The sequence below is a fragment of the Aneurinibacillus aneurinilyticus ATCC 12856 genome, from assembly GCF_000466385.1.
Lineage (GTDB): Bacteria > Bacillota > Bacilli > Aneurinibacillales > Aneurinibacillaceae > Aneurinibacillus > Aneurinibacillus aneurinilyticus.
In genome coordinates, this window is record NZ_KE952929.1 from 1 (window position 1) to 18268 (window position 18268).

Annotated in this window: 22 protein-coding genes; 18 read left to right on the forward strand and 4 right to left on the reverse strand. The window is 43.6% G+C overall.

The genetic code is table 11. The features are described 5' to 3' along the window. Window positions 1-312 precede the first annotated feature (312 nt). From gatC to HMPREF0083_RS25935, 4 genes are all read left to right on the forward strand, one after another. Entirely contained in the window at window positions 313-603 is a 291-nt protein-coding gene (gene gatC, locus HMPREF0083_RS25920) for an Asp-tRNA(Asn)/Glu-tRNA(Gln) amidotransferase subunit GatC (protein WP_040305253.1), read from the forward strand. An 18-nt stretch (window positions 604-621) separates the two neighbouring features. Next, complete coding sequence (gatA, locus tag HMPREF0083_RS25925; protein ID WP_021624979.1) at window positions 622-2082, forward strand: Asp-tRNA(Asn)/Glu-tRNA(Gln) amidotransferase subunit GatA; 1461 nt, start codon at window positions 622-624, stop codon at window positions 2080-2082. A gap of 17 nt (window positions 2083-2099) precedes the next feature. Then, window positions 2100-3533 (forward strand): Asp-tRNA(Asn)/Glu-tRNA(Gln) amidotransferase subunit GatB, encoded by a 1434-nt coding sequence (gene gatB, locus HMPREF0083_RS25930; RefSeq protein ID WP_021624980.1) that lies wholly within the window; start codon window positions 2100-2102, stop codon window positions 3531-3533. 116 nt (window positions 3534-3649) lie between these two features. Then, entirely contained in the window at window positions 3650-4414 is a 765-nt protein-coding gene (locus HMPREF0083_RS25935) for a sirohydrochlorin chelatase (RefSeq protein ID WP_021624981.1), read from the forward strand. On the opposite strand, the gene HMPREF0083_RS25940 is transcribed toward HMPREF0083_RS25935, so the two are convergent. After that, window positions 4407-5105 (reverse strand): FadR/GntR family transcriptional regulator, encoded by a 699-nt coding sequence (locus HMPREF0083_RS25940; protein WP_021624982.1) that lies wholly within the window; start codon window positions 5103-5105, stop codon window positions 4407-4409. The two genes, HMPREF0083_RS25935 and HMPREF0083_RS25940, sit on opposite strands and share 8 nt — an antisense overlap. Before the next feature lie 106 nt (window positions 5106-5211). On the opposite strand from HMPREF0083_RS25940, the gene HMPREF0083_RS25945 reads away from it, so the two are divergent. Both HMPREF0083_RS25945 and HMPREF0083_RS25950 read left to right on the forward strand, forming a co-directional pair. After that, complete coding sequence (locus HMPREF0083_RS25945; protein ID WP_021624983.1) at window positions 5212-6687, forward strand: FAD-binding oxidoreductase; 1476 nt, start codon at window positions 5212-5214, stop codon at window positions 6685-6687. Continuing rightward, window positions 6650-8005, forward strand: coding sequence for a (Fe-S)-binding protein (locus HMPREF0083_RS25950; protein ID WP_021624984.1), 1356 nt, complete (start codon window positions 6650-6652; stop codon window positions 8003-8005). The genes HMPREF0083_RS25945 and HMPREF0083_RS25950 overlap by 38 nt, the downstream gene beginning before the upstream one ends. A 77-nt stretch (window positions 8006-8082) precedes the next feature. Here HMPREF0083_RS25950 and HMPREF0083_RS29900 read toward each other — a convergent pair whose 3' ends face one another. Continuing rightward, window positions 8083-8460, reverse strand: coding sequence for a helix-turn-helix domain-containing protein (locus HMPREF0083_RS29900; RefSeq protein ID WP_327849230.1), 378 nt, complete (start codon window positions 8458-8460; stop codon window positions 8083-8085). A gap of 133 nt (window positions 8461-8593) precedes the next feature. Between HMPREF0083_RS29900 and HMPREF0083_RS25960 the strand changes: the two genes are divergently transcribed. The 6 genes from HMPREF0083_RS25960 (at window position 8594) to HMPREF0083_RS25985 (ending at window position 14626) form a co-directional block, all read left to right on the forward strand. Further along, window positions 8594-8791: a helix-turn-helix domain-containing protein gene (locus HMPREF0083_RS25960; RefSeq protein WP_040305258.1), complete on the forward strand. Its 198-nt coding sequence runs from the start codon at window positions 8594-8596 to the stop codon at window positions 8789-8791. Window positions 8792-8842: 51 nt separating this feature from the next. After that, complete coding sequence (locus HMPREF0083_RS25965) at window positions 8843-9574, forward strand: ATP-binding protein (RefSeq protein WP_021624988.1); 732 nt, start codon at window positions 8843-8845, stop codon at window positions 9572-9574. Window positions 9575-9681: 107 nt separating this feature from the next. Further along, window positions 9682-10560 (forward strand): diacylglycerol kinase, encoded by an 879-nt coding sequence (locus tag HMPREF0083_RS25970; RefSeq protein WP_021624989.1) that lies wholly within the window; start codon window positions 9682-9684, stop codon window positions 10558-10560. A 26-nt stretch (window positions 10561-10586) separates the two neighbouring features. Then, entirely contained in the window at window positions 10587-12005 is a 1419-nt protein-coding gene (gene rlmD, locus HMPREF0083_RS25975; protein WP_021624990.1) for a 23S rRNA (uracil(1939)-C(5))-methyltransferase RlmD, read from the forward strand. Between the two features lie 254 nt (window positions 12006-12259). Next, on the forward strand, window positions 12260-13321 hold the full coding sequence (locus HMPREF0083_RS25980; protein ID WP_021624991.1) for a hypothetical protein: 1062 nt from the start codon (window positions 12260-12262) through the stop codon (window positions 13319-13321). A gap of 18 nt (window positions 13322-13339) precedes the next feature. After that, the gene (locus tag HMPREF0083_RS25985) at window positions 13340-14626 is read left to right on the forward strand and encodes a DNA cytosine methyltransferase (protein WP_021624992.1); all 1287 of its coding nucleotides are present in this window, start codon (window positions 13340-13342) and stop codon (window positions 14624-14626) included. A gap of 57 nt (window positions 14627-14683) precedes the next feature. Here the strand turns inward: HMPREF0083_RS25985 and HMPREF0083_RS25990 are convergent, their stop codons facing one another. Together HMPREF0083_RS25990 and HMPREF0083_RS25995 are read right to left on the reverse strand one after the other, a co-directional pair. Then, window positions 14684-15178 carry a hypothetical protein gene (locus HMPREF0083_RS25990; protein ID WP_040305259.1) on the reverse strand — a complete coding sequence of 165 codons (495 nt, stop codon included), beginning with the start codon at window positions 15176-15178 and terminating at the stop codon, window positions 14684-14686. A 225-nt stretch (window positions 15179-15403) separates the two neighbouring features. Further along, the gene (locus HMPREF0083_RS25995) at window positions 15404-15592 is read right to left on the reverse strand and encodes a hypothetical protein (protein WP_021624994.1); all 189 of its coding nucleotides are present in this window, start codon (window positions 15590-15592) and stop codon (window positions 15404-15406) included. A gap of 364 nt (window positions 15593-15956) precedes the next feature. On the opposite strand from HMPREF0083_RS25995, the gene HMPREF0083_RS28595 reads away from it, so the two are divergent. The 6 genes from HMPREF0083_RS28595 to HMPREF0083_RS30305 all read left to right on the forward strand — a co-directional run bounded on the left by HMPREF0083_RS28595 (window position 15957) and on the right by HMPREF0083_RS30305 (window position 18185). Beyond that, window positions 15957-16112, forward strand: coding sequence for a hypothetical protein (locus HMPREF0083_RS28595; protein WP_021624996.1), 156 nt, complete (start codon window positions 15957-15959; stop codon window positions 16110-16112). Window positions 16113-16114: 2 nt separating this feature from the next. After that, window positions 16115-16291 carry a recombinase family protein gene (locus HMPREF0083_RS29905; protein WP_262360717.1) on the forward strand — a complete coding sequence of 59 codons (177 nt, stop codon included), beginning with the start codon at window positions 16115-16117 and terminating at the stop codon, window positions 16289-16291. After that, entirely contained in the window at window positions 16219-17235 is a 1017-nt protein-coding gene (locus tag HMPREF0083_RS29910; protein ID WP_021624997.1) for a recombinase family protein, read from the forward strand. The genes HMPREF0083_RS29905 and HMPREF0083_RS29910 overlap by 73 nt, the downstream gene beginning before the upstream one ends. A 248-nt stretch (window positions 17236-17483) precedes the next feature. Continuing rightward, window positions 17484-17627: a hypothetical protein gene (locus HMPREF0083_RS28600; RefSeq protein WP_155847255.1), complete on the forward strand. Its 144-nt coding sequence runs from the start codon at window positions 17484-17486 to the stop codon at window positions 17625-17627. Beyond that, window positions 17627-17788, forward strand: a complete 162-nt coding sequence (locus tag HMPREF0083_RS28605) for a hypothetical protein (protein ID WP_021624999.1) — start codon at window positions 17627-17629, stop codon at window positions 17786-17788. The genes HMPREF0083_RS28600 and HMPREF0083_RS28605 overlap by 1 nt, the downstream gene beginning before the upstream one ends. A 232-nt stretch (window positions 17789-18020) precedes the next feature. After that, the gene (locus HMPREF0083_RS30305) at window positions 18021-18185 is read left to right on the forward strand and encodes a spore germination protein (protein WP_081696186.1); all 165 of its coding nucleotides are present in this window, start codon (window positions 18021-18023) and stop codon (window positions 18183-18185) included. The last annotated feature ends 83 nt before the right edge of the window (window positions 18186-18268 follow it).

Consider the following 18268-nt stretch of genomic DNA (forward strand, 5'->3'; position numbering starts at 1 on the left):
ACGCCCGTTTGGGGCACGGTGTGGTGACGATCCAATCTGGATCATACTGGATAATCAACACCCTTGAATGTATATAAAATATATCGGCAAATTTTTACTAATTCTGTATCGGTTATTGAAGTGTGGTAACGAGAGTGAAAATATTGAAATAAAGTTATTATTTGTATGTAAAATGAGAATGGAAAGAGGAAGAAGCACCAGGCTAGCTTAGTTGCGGCTATATAGTTTCTCTGGTATGATTTTATCTAGGTTTGTCCGTCTGCGACGTACGTGTCAGGGCGGAAGAAAGCCAGAGAATCAGGAGGTGGAATGATGAGTACAATTTCGCGTAAAGAAGTAGAATATGTAGCGAAACTCGCCCGCTTGAACCTTACCGAAGAGGAAGCGGTAAAATATACAGAACAGTTGAACAGCATACTTGAATTCGCAGGCAAACTGAACGAATTGGATACGGCCGATGTGCCTCCGACTAGCCATGTGCTTGACGTGTACAACGTGATGCGCGATGACGAAGTGCGTCCGTCTGTTGAACGGGAAGACGCCTTGCGTAATGCGCCGGATGAAGAAGACGGACAGTTCAAAGTACCGGCTGTCATGGAATAGAGGAAGGGGGACCTACACGTGTCTTTATTTGATAAGAAGTTAGCGGATATACATACAGAACTGGATAAAGGGGAACTGACAGTATCCGATCTTGTGAACGCATCGTTTGAGCGAATCGCCAGAACGGAAGATAAAGTAAAGGCCTTTATCTCATTGGACGAGGAAAATGCGCGTAACCGCGCTAAAGAGTTGGACGAACAGCAATCCCGCGGTGAAGAAAAAGGATTGCTTTTTGGTTTGCCTGCGGGTATTAAAGATAACATTGTTACCCAGAACGTGACTACGACCTGTGCCAGCAAACTGCTTGCCAACTATAGCCCGATTTACAACGCAAGTGTTATGGACCGTCTGCATGCAGCCCAATCCATCACGATCGGAAAGCTGAACATGGACGAATTCGCTATGGGCGGATCGACGGAGAATTCAGGCTTCCATAACACATATAATCCGTGGAATAAGGCCTACGTTCCAGGCGGTTCCAGCGGCGGTTCGGCTGCGTCTGTTGCAGCTGGCCAGGTTTATTTCTCCCTTGGTTCTGATACCGGTGGCTCGATCCGTCAACCGGCTGCCTACTGTGGTGTTGTAGGCTTAAAGCCGACGTATGGTCTCGTATCCCGTTTCGGTCTTGTAGCGTTCGCATCTTCTCTGGATCAAATCGGTCCAATTACGAAAAATGTAGAGGATTCTGCTTATGTATTGCAGACGATTGCGGCGCATGATCCATTCGACTCTACATCTGCCGAAGTGGAGATTCCCGATTACATCTCTGCACTAAGCGGCGATGTTAAAGGGCTTCGAGTCGGTGTACCGAAAGAGCTGATGGGTGAAGGTATCGACCCGGAAGTTAAAGAAAAAGTAAATGCTGCGCTAAAAGTTCTTGAAAGTCTTGGTGCAACCGTCGAAGAAGTAACCCTGCCGCATACGGAATATGCCGTGCCGACTTACTATATTCTAGCCCCTTCTGAAGCGTCCTCTAATCTGGCGCGTTATGACGGTGTTCGTTACGGTGTACGGGCCGACAATGCAGAGAATCTGATTGAGATGTACCGCGAGACTCGCAGCCAGGGACTTGGCGCCGAAGTAAAGCGCCGTATTATGTTGGGTACATATGCACTAAGTTCCGGCTACTATGATGCATATTACAAGAAAGCGCAGCAGGTACGTACGCTCATCAAGCAAGATTTCGATGAAGTGTTCAAGAAATATGATGTCATTATCGGACCGACTGCACCGACGACAGCTTTCAAGATCGGTGAGAAAGTAAATGATCCGCTGACAATGTATTTGGAAGATATTTGCACCATTCCGGTGAATTTGGCTGGCATTCCGGCTATCAGCGTGCCTTGCGGCTTTGCGAGCAACGGCTTGCCTGTCGGCCTGCAGATTATCGGGAAAGCATTCGATGAATCTACGATTCTGCGCGTCGCGCATGCCTACGAACAACATACAGACTATCATAAAGCTCGTCCAGAGCTGTAAGGGGGTACGGAAAAACCATGCAATTCGAAACCGTTATTGGGCTCGAGGTTCACGTCGAGCTGTCCACGAAATCGAAAATCTTCTGCGGTTGCTCTACCGAGTTTGGAGCGCCGCCGAATACCCATACATGTCCCATCTGCCTCGGGCATCCTGGTGTGCTCCCGGTTCTGAATAAGAAAGCGGTAGAGTTCGCGATGAAGGCAGCGCTTGCACTGAACTGTGAAATCTCTGAAGAAAGCAAGTTTGACAGGAAGAACTATTTCTATCCGGATTTGCCGAAAGCCTATCAAATCTCGCAATACGATCAACCAATTGGACAGAATGGCTGGATCGACATTGAGGTAAACGGGGAGACGAAGCGTATTGGAATTACACGCCTGCACCTTGAAGAAGATGCAGGTAAGCTGGTGCATGCCGATAGCGGCTATGCTTCCCTGGTCGACTATAATCGTGTTGGTACACCGCTTGTAGAGATTGTATCCGAGCCGGATCTGCGCTCACCGGAAGAAGCGCGTGCATACCTGGAAAAATTGAAGGCGATTATACAATACTGCGAAGTCTCCGACGTAAAGATGGAGGAAGGCTCGCTACGCTGTGATGCTAATATTAGTCTGCGTCCAGTAGGACAGGAAGCGTTCGGTATTCGTGCCGAGTTGAAAAACGTAAACTCCTTCCGTAATGTACAACGCGGCTTAGAATATGAAGAAGTCCGTCAGGCAGACATTCTGCGCGACGGGGGCGAAGTTGTACAGGAAACGCGTCGGTGGGACGAAGCGAAAGGCCGAACTGTATCGATGCGCGGTAAGGAAGAAGCGCATGACTATCGCTATTTCCCGGATCCTGACCTCATTAAGCTGAATATTAGCCGCGAATGGGTCGAAGAAATTCGCTCTTCTATCCCGGAATTGCCAGACGCGCGCAAAGCGCGTTACCTGTCCGAATATGGACTGCCGGAATATGATGCCAGTGTGATTACAATGTCGAAAGAGTTATCCGATTTCTTCGATGCGACAGTACAAACGGGCGCGGATGCTAAAACTGTTGCTAACTGGCTGATGGGTGAGTTAATCGGATACTTAAATGCAAACGAGCAAGAAATGAAAGACATTCAAATGACTCCGGAAAGCCTGGGTCAGATGATTGCACTTATCGAAAAAGGCACGATTAGCAATAAAATTGCGAAGAAGGTCTTTAAAGAGATGATGGAAACCGGCAAAAACCCGGAGAAAATTGTTGAAGAGCAAGGCCTTGTACAGATTAGCGACGAAGGTGCGATTAAACAAATGGTTGAAGAAGTTGTCGCTAAAAATCCGCAGGCGGTCGAAGATTTCAAAGCGGGTAAAGAGAAAGCGATCGGCGCGCTTGTTGGCCAGGTGATGAAAGCATCCAAAGGAAAAGCCAACCCTGGGGTAGTTAATCAACTGTTGCGCGATGTGCTAAATAGCCTATAGTAATATAAGCATAAAGAGTCGATTTGATAACATTTCAAATCGGCTCTTTTCTTTTGTGAACAGAGATATTAAAATATAGTAAATTACTATGATTAATGTGAATTAAAGGGGTGACAATGAAAATGCGACAAGGAGTGCTTGTGATTAGCCACGGTTCACGTAGCAAAAGCTGGGTACAGAGTGTTGATCAACTGCTTGATGAGCTGGAACTGGAGATGCCTTTGGAAGCTGCATTTCTTGATATGGTCGAGGACAGAACGATTGGAAAGGGCATAGAAAGATTGGAGGCACAGGGGGTGGAGGAGATTCTTGCGGTTCCGCTGTTTGTATCGAGCGGCAGCACTCATTTGGCGGAGATTCAATACGTGCTTGGTCTTGTGCCGCAGCCGGAGGTAGAGACCGAATTGCAGCCATTGCCGATTTGTGCCCGCATAATCTGGACCGCTCCAATGGATTCTCATGAAAAAGTGCATGAGATATTGTGCGAGCGTATTCAGGAATTATCTGTACAGCCCGAGGAAGAGATCGTTATGCTTGCCGCTCATGGCAGCGATGCACCGGGGTTTCGTGAACGCTGGCAGGCAATGCTTGAACGCCTTGCGATAAAGCTGCAGCGTGAGCTTGGATTAAAGCAGGCTATTTATGGAACGTTTCATCCGGATACACTTAGGGAACGTGCTTGTATGGCTGCAGACAGTCATCGCTTGTTAGTCATCCCTTTATTTTTAAGCCCCGGCTATTATACAGAAAAGATGATTCCAAAAAAGCTGGAGCAAATTTCGCACGTATATAATCGCCGGTCGTATTTACCTGATCCGAAAGTGGCTCAATGGTTAAAGGAAACCATCACAAGCCACCTTCGGGAAAAGGCTGTTACTTAATCAGGTGTTCTTCCAATGCTTTTTCCACCCTTGCCAGGTGTTTTTCCATTGTTCGGCGCGCTTTTTTGGTGTCCCGGCTAAGTATTGCTTCAAAAATTTCGAGATGTTCCTGATACAGGCGTTTGGGAGAGCCATCCTTGCTGTATACCCAGAGGTTGCGGCTATCGCGGATCGTATAATTCATTACTCCTGAAATGCTTTCCATCATGTTTTTTAGAAATGGGTTTTTGGTCGCCTGTGCAATTGCCATGTGGAATTGAATATCATAAATGCGGGCCATTTCTTCATTATCTCCTGAAGCTGCCATATTATTGAGAATATCCCGCAAAGTTGCCTCATCCTGTCCATCATGGGCCAGTGCCGCAATCTCGGCACAGCCGCCCTCAATCACTTTACGCACCTGCAGCAGGTGCGTAAGCTCCTGCAGATTACTGACGGGCAGAGTCGGTAAATCTTTTAGTGCGGCTGCCGCATTGCGTTGTACGAAAGTGCCTTCCCCTTGTCGGGACGTAATCAGACCTTTGGCCTTCAATTGACTGAGCGCTTCACGGATGGTTGATTTTCCTACGCCATAATGTTCAGCTAGTTTATCGATCGTTTTTAGACGTTCGCCCGGTTGCAGCATCCCTTCTTCAATCATTCTTTGTAAATCTTCTGCTACGATTTGGTAGCTTTTTTTGATTAGGCTCATGATTTTTAGATTCTCCTTACAAATTGGTATCTCTCCGTATATTCTTTCTGTTACTACTCTACAATTTTTTATGAAAGTATGATAGACTTATTATCAAATTCATCTGATGACCTGCCGAATATTGAGGGGGGATAGTGTGGAACAAAGTGTAAAAAATGAGCTGCGCAGCATTGTCGGCAAAGATTACTTTCTTGATTCACCTAATGAACTGTATGTGTATTCATATGATGCAACGCCGTTGTATCAGGCGATGCCGGACGCAGTACTCATTCCTTCAGGCGTGGAAGAAGTAGCTGCGATTATGAAAGTCGCCAATAAAAACCGAATCCCCATCGTTTCGCGTGGATCGGGTACGAATTTGTGCGGCGGCACGGTTCCGGTAGAGGGCGGAATTGTTTTGAATATGAATCGATTGAATGCATTTAAGGAAATCGACCAGGAAAATCTGACCGCTACATTCGGACCGGGAGTTATTACGGCAGATGTGCATAGAGCGGTAGAAGCAGTTGGTTTATTTTACCCGCCGGATCCGGGAAGTATGCGAATCTCTACGATGGGCGGCAATGTAGCCGAGTGTGCTGGCGGCATGCGCGGTCTGAAATATGGGGTGACGAAAGATTATATCATGGGCTTGGAAGCAGTGCTCCCCGGTGGTGAGGTGTTGCGTGTTGGTGGCAAGAATGCCAAGGACGTAGCTGGTTATGATGTAACAAAGCTTTTGGTCGGTTCAGAAGGAACACTCGCCGTTATTACGGAGATTACTGCGAAATTGCTGCCGCTTCCAGCAGCAAAGCAAACAATGGTAGCTTATTACAATGATTTGACGGCCGCAGCTCGCACGGTACAGCGTATCATCTCGGCGAAAATCATTCCGGCCACGCTCGAATTTCTCGACCAGGCGACGATGGTAGTGGTTGAGGATTTTGCCAAAATCGGCCTGCCGCTCGATATGAAGGCAATGTTGATTATCGAGCAGGATGGTTCGGAATGGCAGGTAGAGCAGGACATGGCTCGTATTGCCGATATTTGCCGTTCCGAAGGCGCGACGGAAGTCCGTACGGCGCAAACGGCAGAAGAGGGAGCAAGTCTGATGGCGGCTCGTCGTTCTGCATTGTCCGCGCTGGCACGGGTCAAACCAACAACAATTCTGGAAGATGCGACGGTACCACGTGCCAATCTGGCTGCCATGGTCGATCAGGTTGAAGTAATTGCCAAAAAGTATAATTTGCAAATATGCACCTTTGGTCATGCTGGTGATGGCAATCTTCATCCGACATGTTTGACGGATGAACGAGATCAAGAGGAAATACACCGTGTCGAGCAGGCGTTTGAGGAAATTTTTCATGCTGCAATTAAGCTCGGCGGAACGATTACCGGTGAACATGGGGTCGGCATGGCAAAAGCCGGATATCTGGACTTGAAGGTTGGACCGGTCGGTATGGAACTGATGAAGCGGATTAAGGAAGCGTTTGACCCGCACGGTATCATGAATCCAGGCAAAATTTTTGCGAAAAGTGCAAGAAGAAGGGTGGTTGTACAAACTAATGGGTGCGGATGCAAACATGAACACGCTCACAACTAAACCGCAAAATTTGACGCCTGTCTGTGAATCAACAGGTACATCTCTTCTAAGCAAATTCGATATGAACGAAATCATGAACTGTATGCAGTGTGGTTTCTGTCTGCCCGCCTGCCCGACATATCGTCAAACGGGCAAAGAAGTGGCAAGTCCGCGCGGACGTATTGCTCTCATGAAAGGAGTCGCGCAGGAGTCGCTGGATGTGGATAATGAATTCGAAGATAATATGTATCTTTGTCTTGGCTGTAGAGCATGCGAGACGGCCTGTCCTGCTGGTGTTCCATACGGAAGTTTGGTAGAGACTGCCCGTGAAGTTGTCGAAACGCACAAGAAAGAAGAAAAGAGGGCACCGTTCATTCGTAATATCATCTTCAACAAAGTTTTCCCGTATCCGGAGCGTATCGATAAGATGGGTACGGCACTCTGGGCGGCGCAGTCGGCGGGACTGCAAGCGATGGCGCAGAAAACCGGATTGATTAACATTTTGCCGCGTCCGATGGCGGAAATGCAGCAAGCCGTTGAAAAGATAGCTTCTCCGGCTGAACGTAAAAAGCGTCAAAAAGTTATGAAACCTGAGCACGGACAAGCGAATTTGAAAATCGGTATGTTTAAAGGGTGTATTATGGATGTGATGTTCTATGAAACGAATCAGGCAACTGCGCGCGTGCTGAACAAGGCGGGGTGTGAAGTTATATTTGTGGACGATCAGGTGTGCTGTGGTGCGCTCCATGCACACGCTGGAGAAAAGGATGGTGCGGTGGATCTCGCCAAACGCAACATTGAGGCGTTCGAGCGTGCGGGCGTTGACTTCATTGTCAACAATGCTGGGGGATGTGGCGCAGCATTGAAAGAATATCATCATTGGTTTCATGATGAACCGGAATGGAAAGAGCGTGCGATGACATTCGTGTCCAAGATGGGTGACGCTAATGAACTGCTGGCGGAACTGCCGGAGCTTACATTCGAGAAGAGCCTCAATGTCCGTGTTACGTACCAGGATTCCTGTCACCTGGCACACGGACAGGGGATTCGTAATCAACCCCGTCAGCTTATCCGCAGCATTCCAGGCGTTGAATATGTAGAAATGATTGATGCAGATAGCTGCTGCGGTTCGGCAGGTATCTACAATATTACGAATTTTGATATGTCGATGCGTATTCTTGACGATAAGATGAAGAATGTTCAGCAGACAAAAGCACATATTATTGTTACCTCTAATCCCGGCTGTCTTCTCCAGATGAAGCAGGGCATCCTTCGCGCTGGTATGAAGGATCAGATGGAAGCCGTGCATATTATGGATCTTTTGGATCGGGCGTTATAATGCATGGTTTTTACTTGCACGATCAAAATAAGCAATAGCCTTCGTCTTTACGATTGAAAAAGCCGAAGCGTTATTGCTTATTTTTTGTCCTTCAATTCTTTTAATATTTTTATTGTATGGCGTACTTGTTCTTTCACAATTTCCTGCTCTTTTGGTGAGAGTTCCTGGTACCCTTCATAAGCGGAAATATCAACCGAAGGATCGCGGAGAAACTGAGGAAGCTGATCCGGATCGTTGACGCGCCCGAGCAGGTAATCAATAGAGACATCAAAAAAGTCAGCCAATTTTTGAAGTGTTGCAAAATCGGGCTGCCGTTTATCGATTTCATAGTGGGCATACGTACCGCGAGAAATGTTTAGAAGCTTCGCCGTTTCTTCCTGAGTTAGTTGTTTTCGTTGACGAAGTTCCTTTAACCGGGTGCCAAACAGAACAATCCCTCCTTCTCCTATTTCGATTTATTATACTGTAGCAAATTGCTACATAAAAATGTTTGTGGCGATAAGTTGCAAAATCCATTGTATTCCACTGGAATGTAAAGTAAAATCAAGGAAAAAAGTTGCTAATTGCTACAAAAAAGGAGGGGCACATTTGCAGCGAAGACAATGGCTCGTTGGAATAAGGGAAGGTAAAGGATATACGCAGGAACAGGTGGCGGCGTTAGCTAATATAAAGCGGGCGTACTATACGCAAATTGAGAATGGTGTGCGAACCCCGAGCGTATCGGTAGCACAAAAAATAGCCGCTATTCTTGAGTTTGAATGGACGTTCTTTTTCGATGATAGGTAATGCTATATGTATAAGAATCAAGCGTAGCAAGAGAAGGGAGAGAGAAAAGGTATGAATGAATATATGTGCAAGGAAGAGACGGTAAGGGAACGCACTCCTTTTATTGAAAATGTTGCGATGAAGCTGGCTCATGAAGTAAGAAATCCTTTAACGACGGTTCGAGGATATCTTCAATACTTTCTGGAAACGAATGGTGCAGAAGAAAAGAAAGCGGACATTGTTTTGAATGTTTTACTGCCGGAACTTGATCGGGCCAATAAGTTTATTAGCGACTTCTTACTTTTTTCAAGACCGTTTACTCCCCGAAAACAATATACATATATGAATCATCTAATACGGGAGTTCCAGCGGTACGCATTAACGCAGTTTGTACTGCAAGATACGGATATCATTCTTGATCTTTCTCCCGATGTAAATAAATTGCCGCTTCATATTGATGCTGACCAAATCGCGCAAGTTATGTTTTCCCTTTTCATTAACTCCATTGAAGCGAAAGAGAAATCCACCATGTGTATTACAATCCAAACAAAGGCCAGCAATGAAACGGTATCTGTATGCTTTACAGATGACGGAAGAGGAATGGATGCTTATATGCTTTCTCAGGTGTTTGATCCGTTTTTTTCTGCAAAAAGGATAGGTATGGGGCTTGGCTTGCCTGTTTCCCAAAAAATTATTGCCATGCATGGTGGTACTATGAAAATCCGCAGCCGCAAAGGATGGGGGACGGCTGTAACTTTTACCTTGCCGTATGCGCAGGATTTTGTATCTGGCGAGCGTATGTGAATTTCTTATATTCATTCTACATATTCATGTTTCTGCCTGCATGCTTTTAAAAAGATCCAAAAGACGGTATGATAAGCATAGAAAAATAGTGGATAGGATGGATATAAGTGAAACGTGCTCGGCTCATCTACAATCCGTCTGCCGGACGCGAAGAAGTCCGCAAGCGGATTCCTGATATATTGAACGTGTTAGAAGAAGCGGGCTATGAAACATCATGCCACGCAACCAAGGGGGAGGGAGACGCGACGCTGGCGGCCCGCAAGGCGGTAGAAAGCCGTTTTGATCTGGTCATTGCTGCCGGCGGCGATGGGACCGTATACGAAGTCATTAACGGTATTGCCGAACAGCGCTACCGACCTGCATTAGGGATTATCCCCGCAGGTACGACGAACGATTTTGCCCGGGCTATTGGCCTGCCTCGCTCAATTATGAAAGCGGTTGGAGTGATCGCTAAGGGAACGCCGTCCCCAATTGACATTGGAAAGATTAATAATAAATATTTTATTAATATTGCTGGTGGAGGTATGCTTACGACGTTAACGTATGAAGTCCCCAGCAAGGTTAAAACGATGCTTGGCCAACTCGCCTATTATATTAAGGGCATCGAAAAGCTTCCGTTTCTTTCACCTATGCATGTAAGATTTGAGGTGAATGGCCGGGTAATAGACGAAGAAATCATGTTATTTCTTATCGCTAACAGCAACTCTGTAGGTGGATTTGAGAAGCTGGCACCGAATGCCAAGCTCAATGATGGCCTCTTTGATTGCATTATTCTGAAGAAGACATCTTTGCCGGAATTTATCCGTATTGCCACGATGGCGCTGAAGGGTGATCATTTCAAGCATCCGAATATTATTTATTTCCAGGCAAAACAGCTAAAAGCAACATCGACCGAACGCGTCGATCTGAATCTTGACGGCGAGCTTGGAAGCAGTCTTCCTTGTACATTTACGGCTCTGCCCCGTCACATTCAGCTCATCCGCTAAACTTTATGAAATACAGGTGAATCATTTTGGGAAATACATCACGTAGGAAGAAACGCATTGCTGCACCGGCTGTGCCGAATCTCCCGCTCGCAAAAAATGAAACGGTAGAGCTTACTATCGAGGATTTATCGCATGAAGGCAATGGGGTGGGGCGTTATGAAGGCTACACTTTGTTTGTACCAGGTGCGTTGCCTGGCGAACGAATTGTAGCTAAAACAACCAAGTTAAAGAAGCAGTTCGGCTATGCTCGCTTGATCGAGATTGTGGATGCGGCCGCAAATCGTACTGAGCCACTCTGTCCTGTCTACAGGCGTTGTGGCGGATGCACGCTGCAACATATGGATTACGAAGGACAGCTAGCGTTTAAACGAAAGCTAGTCGAAGATAATCTGCGTCGTATCGGCAAGATTGAAGGTGTTCCGGTACACCCGACGCTTGGTATGAAAGAGCCGTGGCGCTACCGCAATAAGGCACAAGTGCCAATCGGAGAAGAAGAGGGCGGGCTCATCGGAGGATTTTATGCTCAGCGTTCGCATGAGATTATCGATATGGAGGCATGTCTCATCCAACATGAGAAAAGTGATGAGGTCGTTGCGCGGGTTAAGGAGATTGCAGGCAAATATGGGATTCGTGCCTATAATGAGGAAACGCAGCATGGACTGCTGAGGCATGTTGTTACCAAAGTTGGCTTTGCGACGGGACAGGTCATGATCGTGCTTGTAACCAATGGAGACAAGCTACCACACAAAGAGGCGCTTACGCAGGAACTGGCACAGGCGATACCCGGAGTAGCCAGTATTGTACAAAATATCAATACGAAGAAGACAAACGTCATTTTCGGTGATACGACTCGTGTGCTATGGGGCGAAGAATACATTTATGATACGATCGGTGAGGTGAAATTCGCGATATCAGCCCGTTCCTTCTATCAGGTAAATCCTGTGCAAACCGAGCGTCTGTATGGTAAAGCCCTGGAATATGCGGCACTCATGGGCGATGAGAATGTCATCGATGCGTATTGCGGAATTGGTACGATTTCTTTGTTTTTGGCGCAAAAGGCCAAACATGTATTCGGCGTAGAAATTGTACCGGATGCGATAGAGGACGCCAAGCGGAATGCTCGTCTGAACAGCATGGATAATGTGACGTTTGCAGTCGGAGAGGCTGAGACGGCAATTCCGCAATGGTACGAAGAAGGATCAAATGCAGATGTTATCGTCGTGGACCCGCCGCGCAAAGGCTGTGATGAGCGGTTGTTGGACACCATTGTAGCCATGAAGCCCGAGCGCGTAGTATATGTATCATGTAATCCGGCTACCCTGGCGCGCGACCTGCGTATTCTGGAAGATGGGGGTTACAGGACGATAGAGGTGCAGCCGGTGGACATGTTTCCCCATACGAATCATGTGGAGTGCTGTTCACTGTTGGTCAGGAATGAAAACTAATATGGAGATATATTGGCGAAAATCAAAAAGGAGCGGGTAATGCTACTGATCGGTAGCCCCGCTTTTATTTTTGTGCGCACAACTATTCAATTAAAGTAGGGTACGGATTTAACAACACTTACACTGGAAATCAGAAACTATTTTTTGTGAATCGACACCCCGTGTCCTCTATAAATTATTGCTAGTGTGTCGAAACAAGAGTAATGCGACAAAAAATGATATAATATAGAAAAACTTTGGAGTGAGGATATAAGATGGCACAGCTTAAATACAATAAAGATATTGATGAATTGGAAAGAAACGCTGCAAAGTGGTGGCCGGATTTTCTAGCTAAAAAGGAGTCGTCAACGAGCATTATTCCTAAACTGGTCGAATCGCAAGATGCTTTTATATCTTTATTAAATCTCAGTAAGAACAACCCTTTCGACATTTTCCAACTAATAGACGCATCTAAGTTCCCACCCAATCTGTTTCTAAAGCATCTTGTTGTATTAACCGACTTTGGTGGAGAGCCACTAAATCGCTTGAATCAAAACTTTGATTCGCTTTTTCCCATGATTCCCTATGGAAATCCATTACATAACAAAAGTGTTAGGAAATTTGAATTTTTTTGGAATGAGAAAAAATATGAATATGTTTTTCAAGAACTTCCGGTTACATCATTAACTAATTCAAAACTCAAGATTGACGGAGCAAGTATTTCTAAGACAGTCCCACTTTCTGATTTATATAAAGATGTAATTGTATTACTCATGTTCGGTGCTAATGCTGTTAATTCGGAAGTATCCGAAGTTTTGAGGAAATGTGAAGTTGGAAATCTCATTGGTAAGACTGACGAGTTGAAGAAGTTTATTAAGGAGCGTTATATTTTTGTAAGCAGAATAACAGGAGGGGCTGAAGCAAATACGTTAGGTCAAGTCGCTCAAACCCATGTAATAGATTTTCTAAGAACTCGATTGGGTAAGGGGTACGATATAAAAAGTAATGGACACATTGAAGGTGTGACCCATAACGATGGACAAACACTAACCACTTTTGATGTAGTCATAAAAAAAGGCAGCAAAAGCGTTGCGATTGAGATTAGCTTCCAGGTAACTACAAATAGTACCATCGAGCGTAAAGCTGGACAAGCTAAAGCACGATACGATATGGTTAGTGATACTGGCAATTATATAGCTTATATTATCGATGGAGCGGGGAACTTCCAACGTAAAAATGCAATCACAACCATTTGTAATAATAGCCATTGCACAGTAGCTTATACCGAAGAAGAACTAAATGTCTTGCTAAAATTCATCTTAGAAAAACTTGAATAGTTATTTGGGGAGGCAACTATGAAGATTAAATTTGTTGACTTGTTTGCTGGAATTGGAGGAATTCGAATAGGATTTGAAAGAGCGGCCAAACGGTTTGAATTGGAGACTGAGTGTGTACTTTCTAGTGAGATCGACAAAAAGGCTTGCGAAACATATGCCCTTAATTTTAAAGAGGAACCTCAAGGTGATATACACGAAATTACCAGCTTTCCAGAATTCGATTTTCTTCTTGCTGGATTTCCTTGTCAACCCTTTTCATATGCAGGTAAACAACAAGGATTTGGGGATACAAGAGGAACATTATTTTTTGAGGTGGAGAGGGTTCTTAGGGATAACCGCCCAAAGGCTTTCTTATTAGAAAATGTTCGGGGACTGGTAACACACGACAAAGGAAGAACTTTAAAGACGATCATTTCAAAATTAGAGGAATTGGGTTACGGGGTTAGCTACCTATTACTTAACAGTAGTACGTTTGGTGTCCCCCAAAACCGAGTAAGGATTTATATTTTAGGCATACTCGGAAGTAAACCAAAGTTAACTCTAACCTCTAATGTTGGAGCAGCCGATTCTCACAAGTATAAGAATGAACAAATATCTTTATTTGATGAAAGCTATGCTACTGTTAAAGACATTTTAGAAGATTCTCCAAGTGAAAAATATCGCTGTTCTGACGAATTTATCGGTCAACTTTCAAAGGTTGTTGGTAATAACTTTGAATTGCTACATGGCTATCGCTTAATTGATTATCGTGGCGGTAATTCGATTCATTCTTGGGAACTTGGCATCAAGGGTGATTGTACAAAAGAGGAAATTGAATTTCTAAATCAGTTGATTGCAAATAGAAGAAAGAAAATTTATGGTACGCACCAAGACGGAAAAGCCTTAACTTTAGAGCAAATTCGGACGTTTTATAACCACGATCAGCTTGAGGTAATAATAAAATCCCTACTCCAAAAAGGATATTTAAGAGAAGAAGAAAATAAATTTAATCCCGTTTGTGGGAATATGTCTTTTGAGGTCTTTAAGTTCCTTGACCCAGACAGTATTTCAATCACACTCACATCTAGCGATGCTCATAAGTTGGGAGTAGTTCAGAATAATGTTCCTAGAAGGATAACACCTCGGGAATGTGCTAGACTGCAAGGTTTCCCAGATGATTTCATACTACATTCCAATGACAATTTTGCATACAAGCAGTTGGGGAATTCAGTCACTGTCAAAGTAGTGGAAAAAGTGATCGAGGATTTATTTCAAAACAATGTAAATGAATTGTTTGGACAGATGAAACTTGCAAATGTTGTATGAATATAAATTAACCCCACAATTATTGTGGGGTTGTTTATGTCACTATTTGTTTCAGTTTCAACCAATCAATGAATAGTCAATATCTAAACTAGGTAAACATGGGTTATTTTTCAAAATATCAACTAATTTCATACGATTGTCCAACGTACTTTCCTTATAAAATCCTCTTATCCCGCCCATACCATAAACCTGCATTAGTTCACAAAAACCAATAAGAGTTTCAATTTTATTGATCGAATGGGACATAATCCAATCCGATGTAATTCCATGTTCATTAACAATTTGAAAAACGAGATGCGGGATGATTTTTCTGGTGACAAACATGAAAAACTCTTTCGTCAATAGTTTTTCTGCCTGACGACTTGTAGAGTATTCCTTCATTTCATAATCAGGTGGGGAGATTTCCATACGGATAAGCCCCCACGCTCTTCCGATCACTTCTGGGCTACATTTCTTGTCTCTGCACTCCTTTTCTTTGTCATAAAACTGAATTCTCTTACTTTTATTTTGGGAAATTACTGTCTCTACTTGATTATAAGTCACTGTGTTCATTCGAGGAATCTTCTTCAAAGACAACTGTTTCATATGGTCGGTCAGTTTGTTTCCTACCTGGAAATTCCAACAGACATCAATTCGTTTTGCTCTCCACTCGCTTTTATCTATGTTTACTTTACACAATGAATACAGTTGTTCTGAGAGTTGAGTAAAGAAAACATCAATGTCATTCTGCTTTAATAGCGTTACATTTTCCCCATAAAGATATTTCGGGATAGATACTTAAATTTCCAGGGAATTATCATTTTCTTGATATTTGATGAATGGCAATTTATTAATCCCTTTAATGAAATATACCGACAAAAGTGTTTCGCTAGAATCGCATAGGTAAACTTTTCGCTCTACATTCTCGAACCGATCAATAGGGAAGTTCATAATACCAGTTGCTTTCAATCTTACCGTATCAAACATATTTGTCCTCCTGCCTTTGATTTCCTAAGATTTTGGGTTTTATTTGGTGTGTTACAAGAAGATGGGGGATGTAAACCATCATTCCTTCACCGTCCCTATCGCCCCAAATGGCAGGATAGTTGCGATAGGTTATATTTCAGAACTGGACATTTATGGTATTCGTGCGGTATTTTTGCATTCTTTGTGACATTTTAAAAACAAAGAGACAAAGCGATTGCCACTAAAATAACGCAAACTATGAAGGCAACTAGGAATATGAATATCCAAGATAATCAGTTTCAGCAATTTTTTTGTTGGCTTTCGCAATTTTTTAAACCCCCACAACGATAGGGACGGTGAGAAGGTCATTAAGGGGGAATAAAAGATGAGAGTAGAACGAATTTTTATCGGTGAGGACTCATTTGAAAAACTGTTTATGCCTTTTATTGAAAATGCAATTGACCTAATTGTAGAGCGTGAGCCGAATTTCCAGTATAATGAAAATAACGCCAATATATCTCATAGTAAAGGAGTTGATTAACTATGAGATGTGCAGTTTACATTAGAGTTTCTACAGACAAAGAGGAACAAAAAACATCGCTAGAAAATCAAAAAAGCCTGTTTTACCAATTCATTGAGGATAAAGGATGGGATGTCTACAACTCTATGTTGACGTTGAGAGCGGTACGACTGCGAAACGTATTAATTTGCAACGATTGATTGAGGATGCCAAACAACGGAAGTTTGATATTATACTTGAAAAAGAATTATCTCGTCTTGCTCGTAATGGTGGGTTATCCTATCAAATTAAGAGTATTGCAGAACAAAATCACATTCACATTGTTACATTAGATAATGCAATCAATACACTTGATGGAAACATCCACCAGTTTTGGTTATTTGCTTGGATTTATGAGCAGGAGAGTCAACGAATCTCAGATCGTATTAAGTCAGTTCTTGGAAGTAAAGCAAGGAGCGGCGAATTTAAGGGTTCAATCCCCCCTTACGGATACAGGTTAGAAAACAAAAGGCTCATTCTTGCAGATGATGACACTCCCAATGTTGTTAAACGCATTTTTCGTATGTATTTGGAGGGTAAAGGATTTGATGCTATTGCCCGCTCCCTAACTCGTGAAGGGTATCCAACTCCAGCACAGGTAGCAGGGAAGAAAAATGCAGGGGTTTATTGGCAGGGTACTTCTGTTAAGAAGATTCTAAGCAATCCCCATTATGTTGGGGATTTAGTACAAGGTAGACAAACAACAAGAAGTGTAACAAGTAAAGTGCGAATCGAAATTCCTAAGGACAAGCATGTTGTTTGTAAGAATGCCCATCCACCTATTATTTCAAGGGAAGATTTTGAAGCGGTACAACAGTACATGGAGGGAAGAAAGAAACAGCAAGCAAAGCCCAAGGCTAAGAAGTATCTATTCACCAACTACCTGTATTGTGCCGATTGCGGCAAGGCTTTGGTAAGGGTTATAAGGGCTTTTCTTATTCCCTTCTTTTTTGGAAAGGGGCGAAAAAACGCTTTTGAACACTTTTTGACCACATCGAGTTTTTTACATGGATTTTTTGTGCTCATTCATGGCCTGTTCAAATCTGGAAGAAAGCTGCTGCTGCCTTTCTGGATGCTATCGAAAAAGCCGGATATTTTGCCATGATCTATGCTGGGAAATCATTCTCAGAAACACAATTAGATGAAAAACAATTGAAGCCCTATGCGTTGTGAGTTGCCCGCTATAATTCGTACCTGGGAAGAAACGCGGGAATCTGGCAGTGCACGGATAAAGGAAAAGTAAACGGTATTTCCGGCAATGTGGACATGAATTTGGCGTATGTGAATTACGCAGCTCTTAACAATAAGATGGTAAAGACCATCCCTACACCACCTAAGGAGGAAAAGAAACTGATGAAAACAGAAGATGCAAATAAAATCATATGTGTCCTACAGGGTAGATGGAACGCCTCAACATGTCAGGATGAAAAGAAGGAAATGGGACGGCTTGCGGATGAGGTACGGGTGGCTGATGGAATGAAGAAGGTGAACAGCTAATGAAAGCCCGATTGAAAGACCTGTTCTTGTGGATTGGTGTATCAGGTATTGAACGCGAGAGGAATCATGACCTTTGGGATCTAGGGCTGGACATTATTAGTTATGTCTGCATTGGTGTTGGTGTAGTGTCTGGATATAAAGGAAAAGCGAAGAAGGAATAATCAAGCTTTACTACCCAGATTTAGTTGCGCATACGAGATTATCTCAGCTTGCCGAGGAATTTTATAAAATAGACAGGTACCATAAAGAACAAAGTGAATATGTATGGTATCAAAACTGAATAGTAAGTTCATACCCCCGAGAACCTAAGCTATATTTTATATGTAGCCTAGGTTTTTCCCTTCCATTAAGCAATAAAACAAACTATGTAGGTGATTTCTGTAAACGTTTTTCTTGCAATTTGCATATGCTCTTATTTCTCCTAAAGCCGTTTCATCTCAAAATTGGGGTTCAGGTGCAGTTAATACAGCTAATTTTATGAGAAATTTCAACGCTATTAATTCAACAAATACTGAACGTCCCCACGTTGCTGATCAAAATATTGCAGGTGTAGTGTAACAAAATTAAGAAGTGAAGATAACGTTCAATAATATTCATCATTTCGCATAAGGGAACAGTATTCTATTTGTAAGTAGAAAACC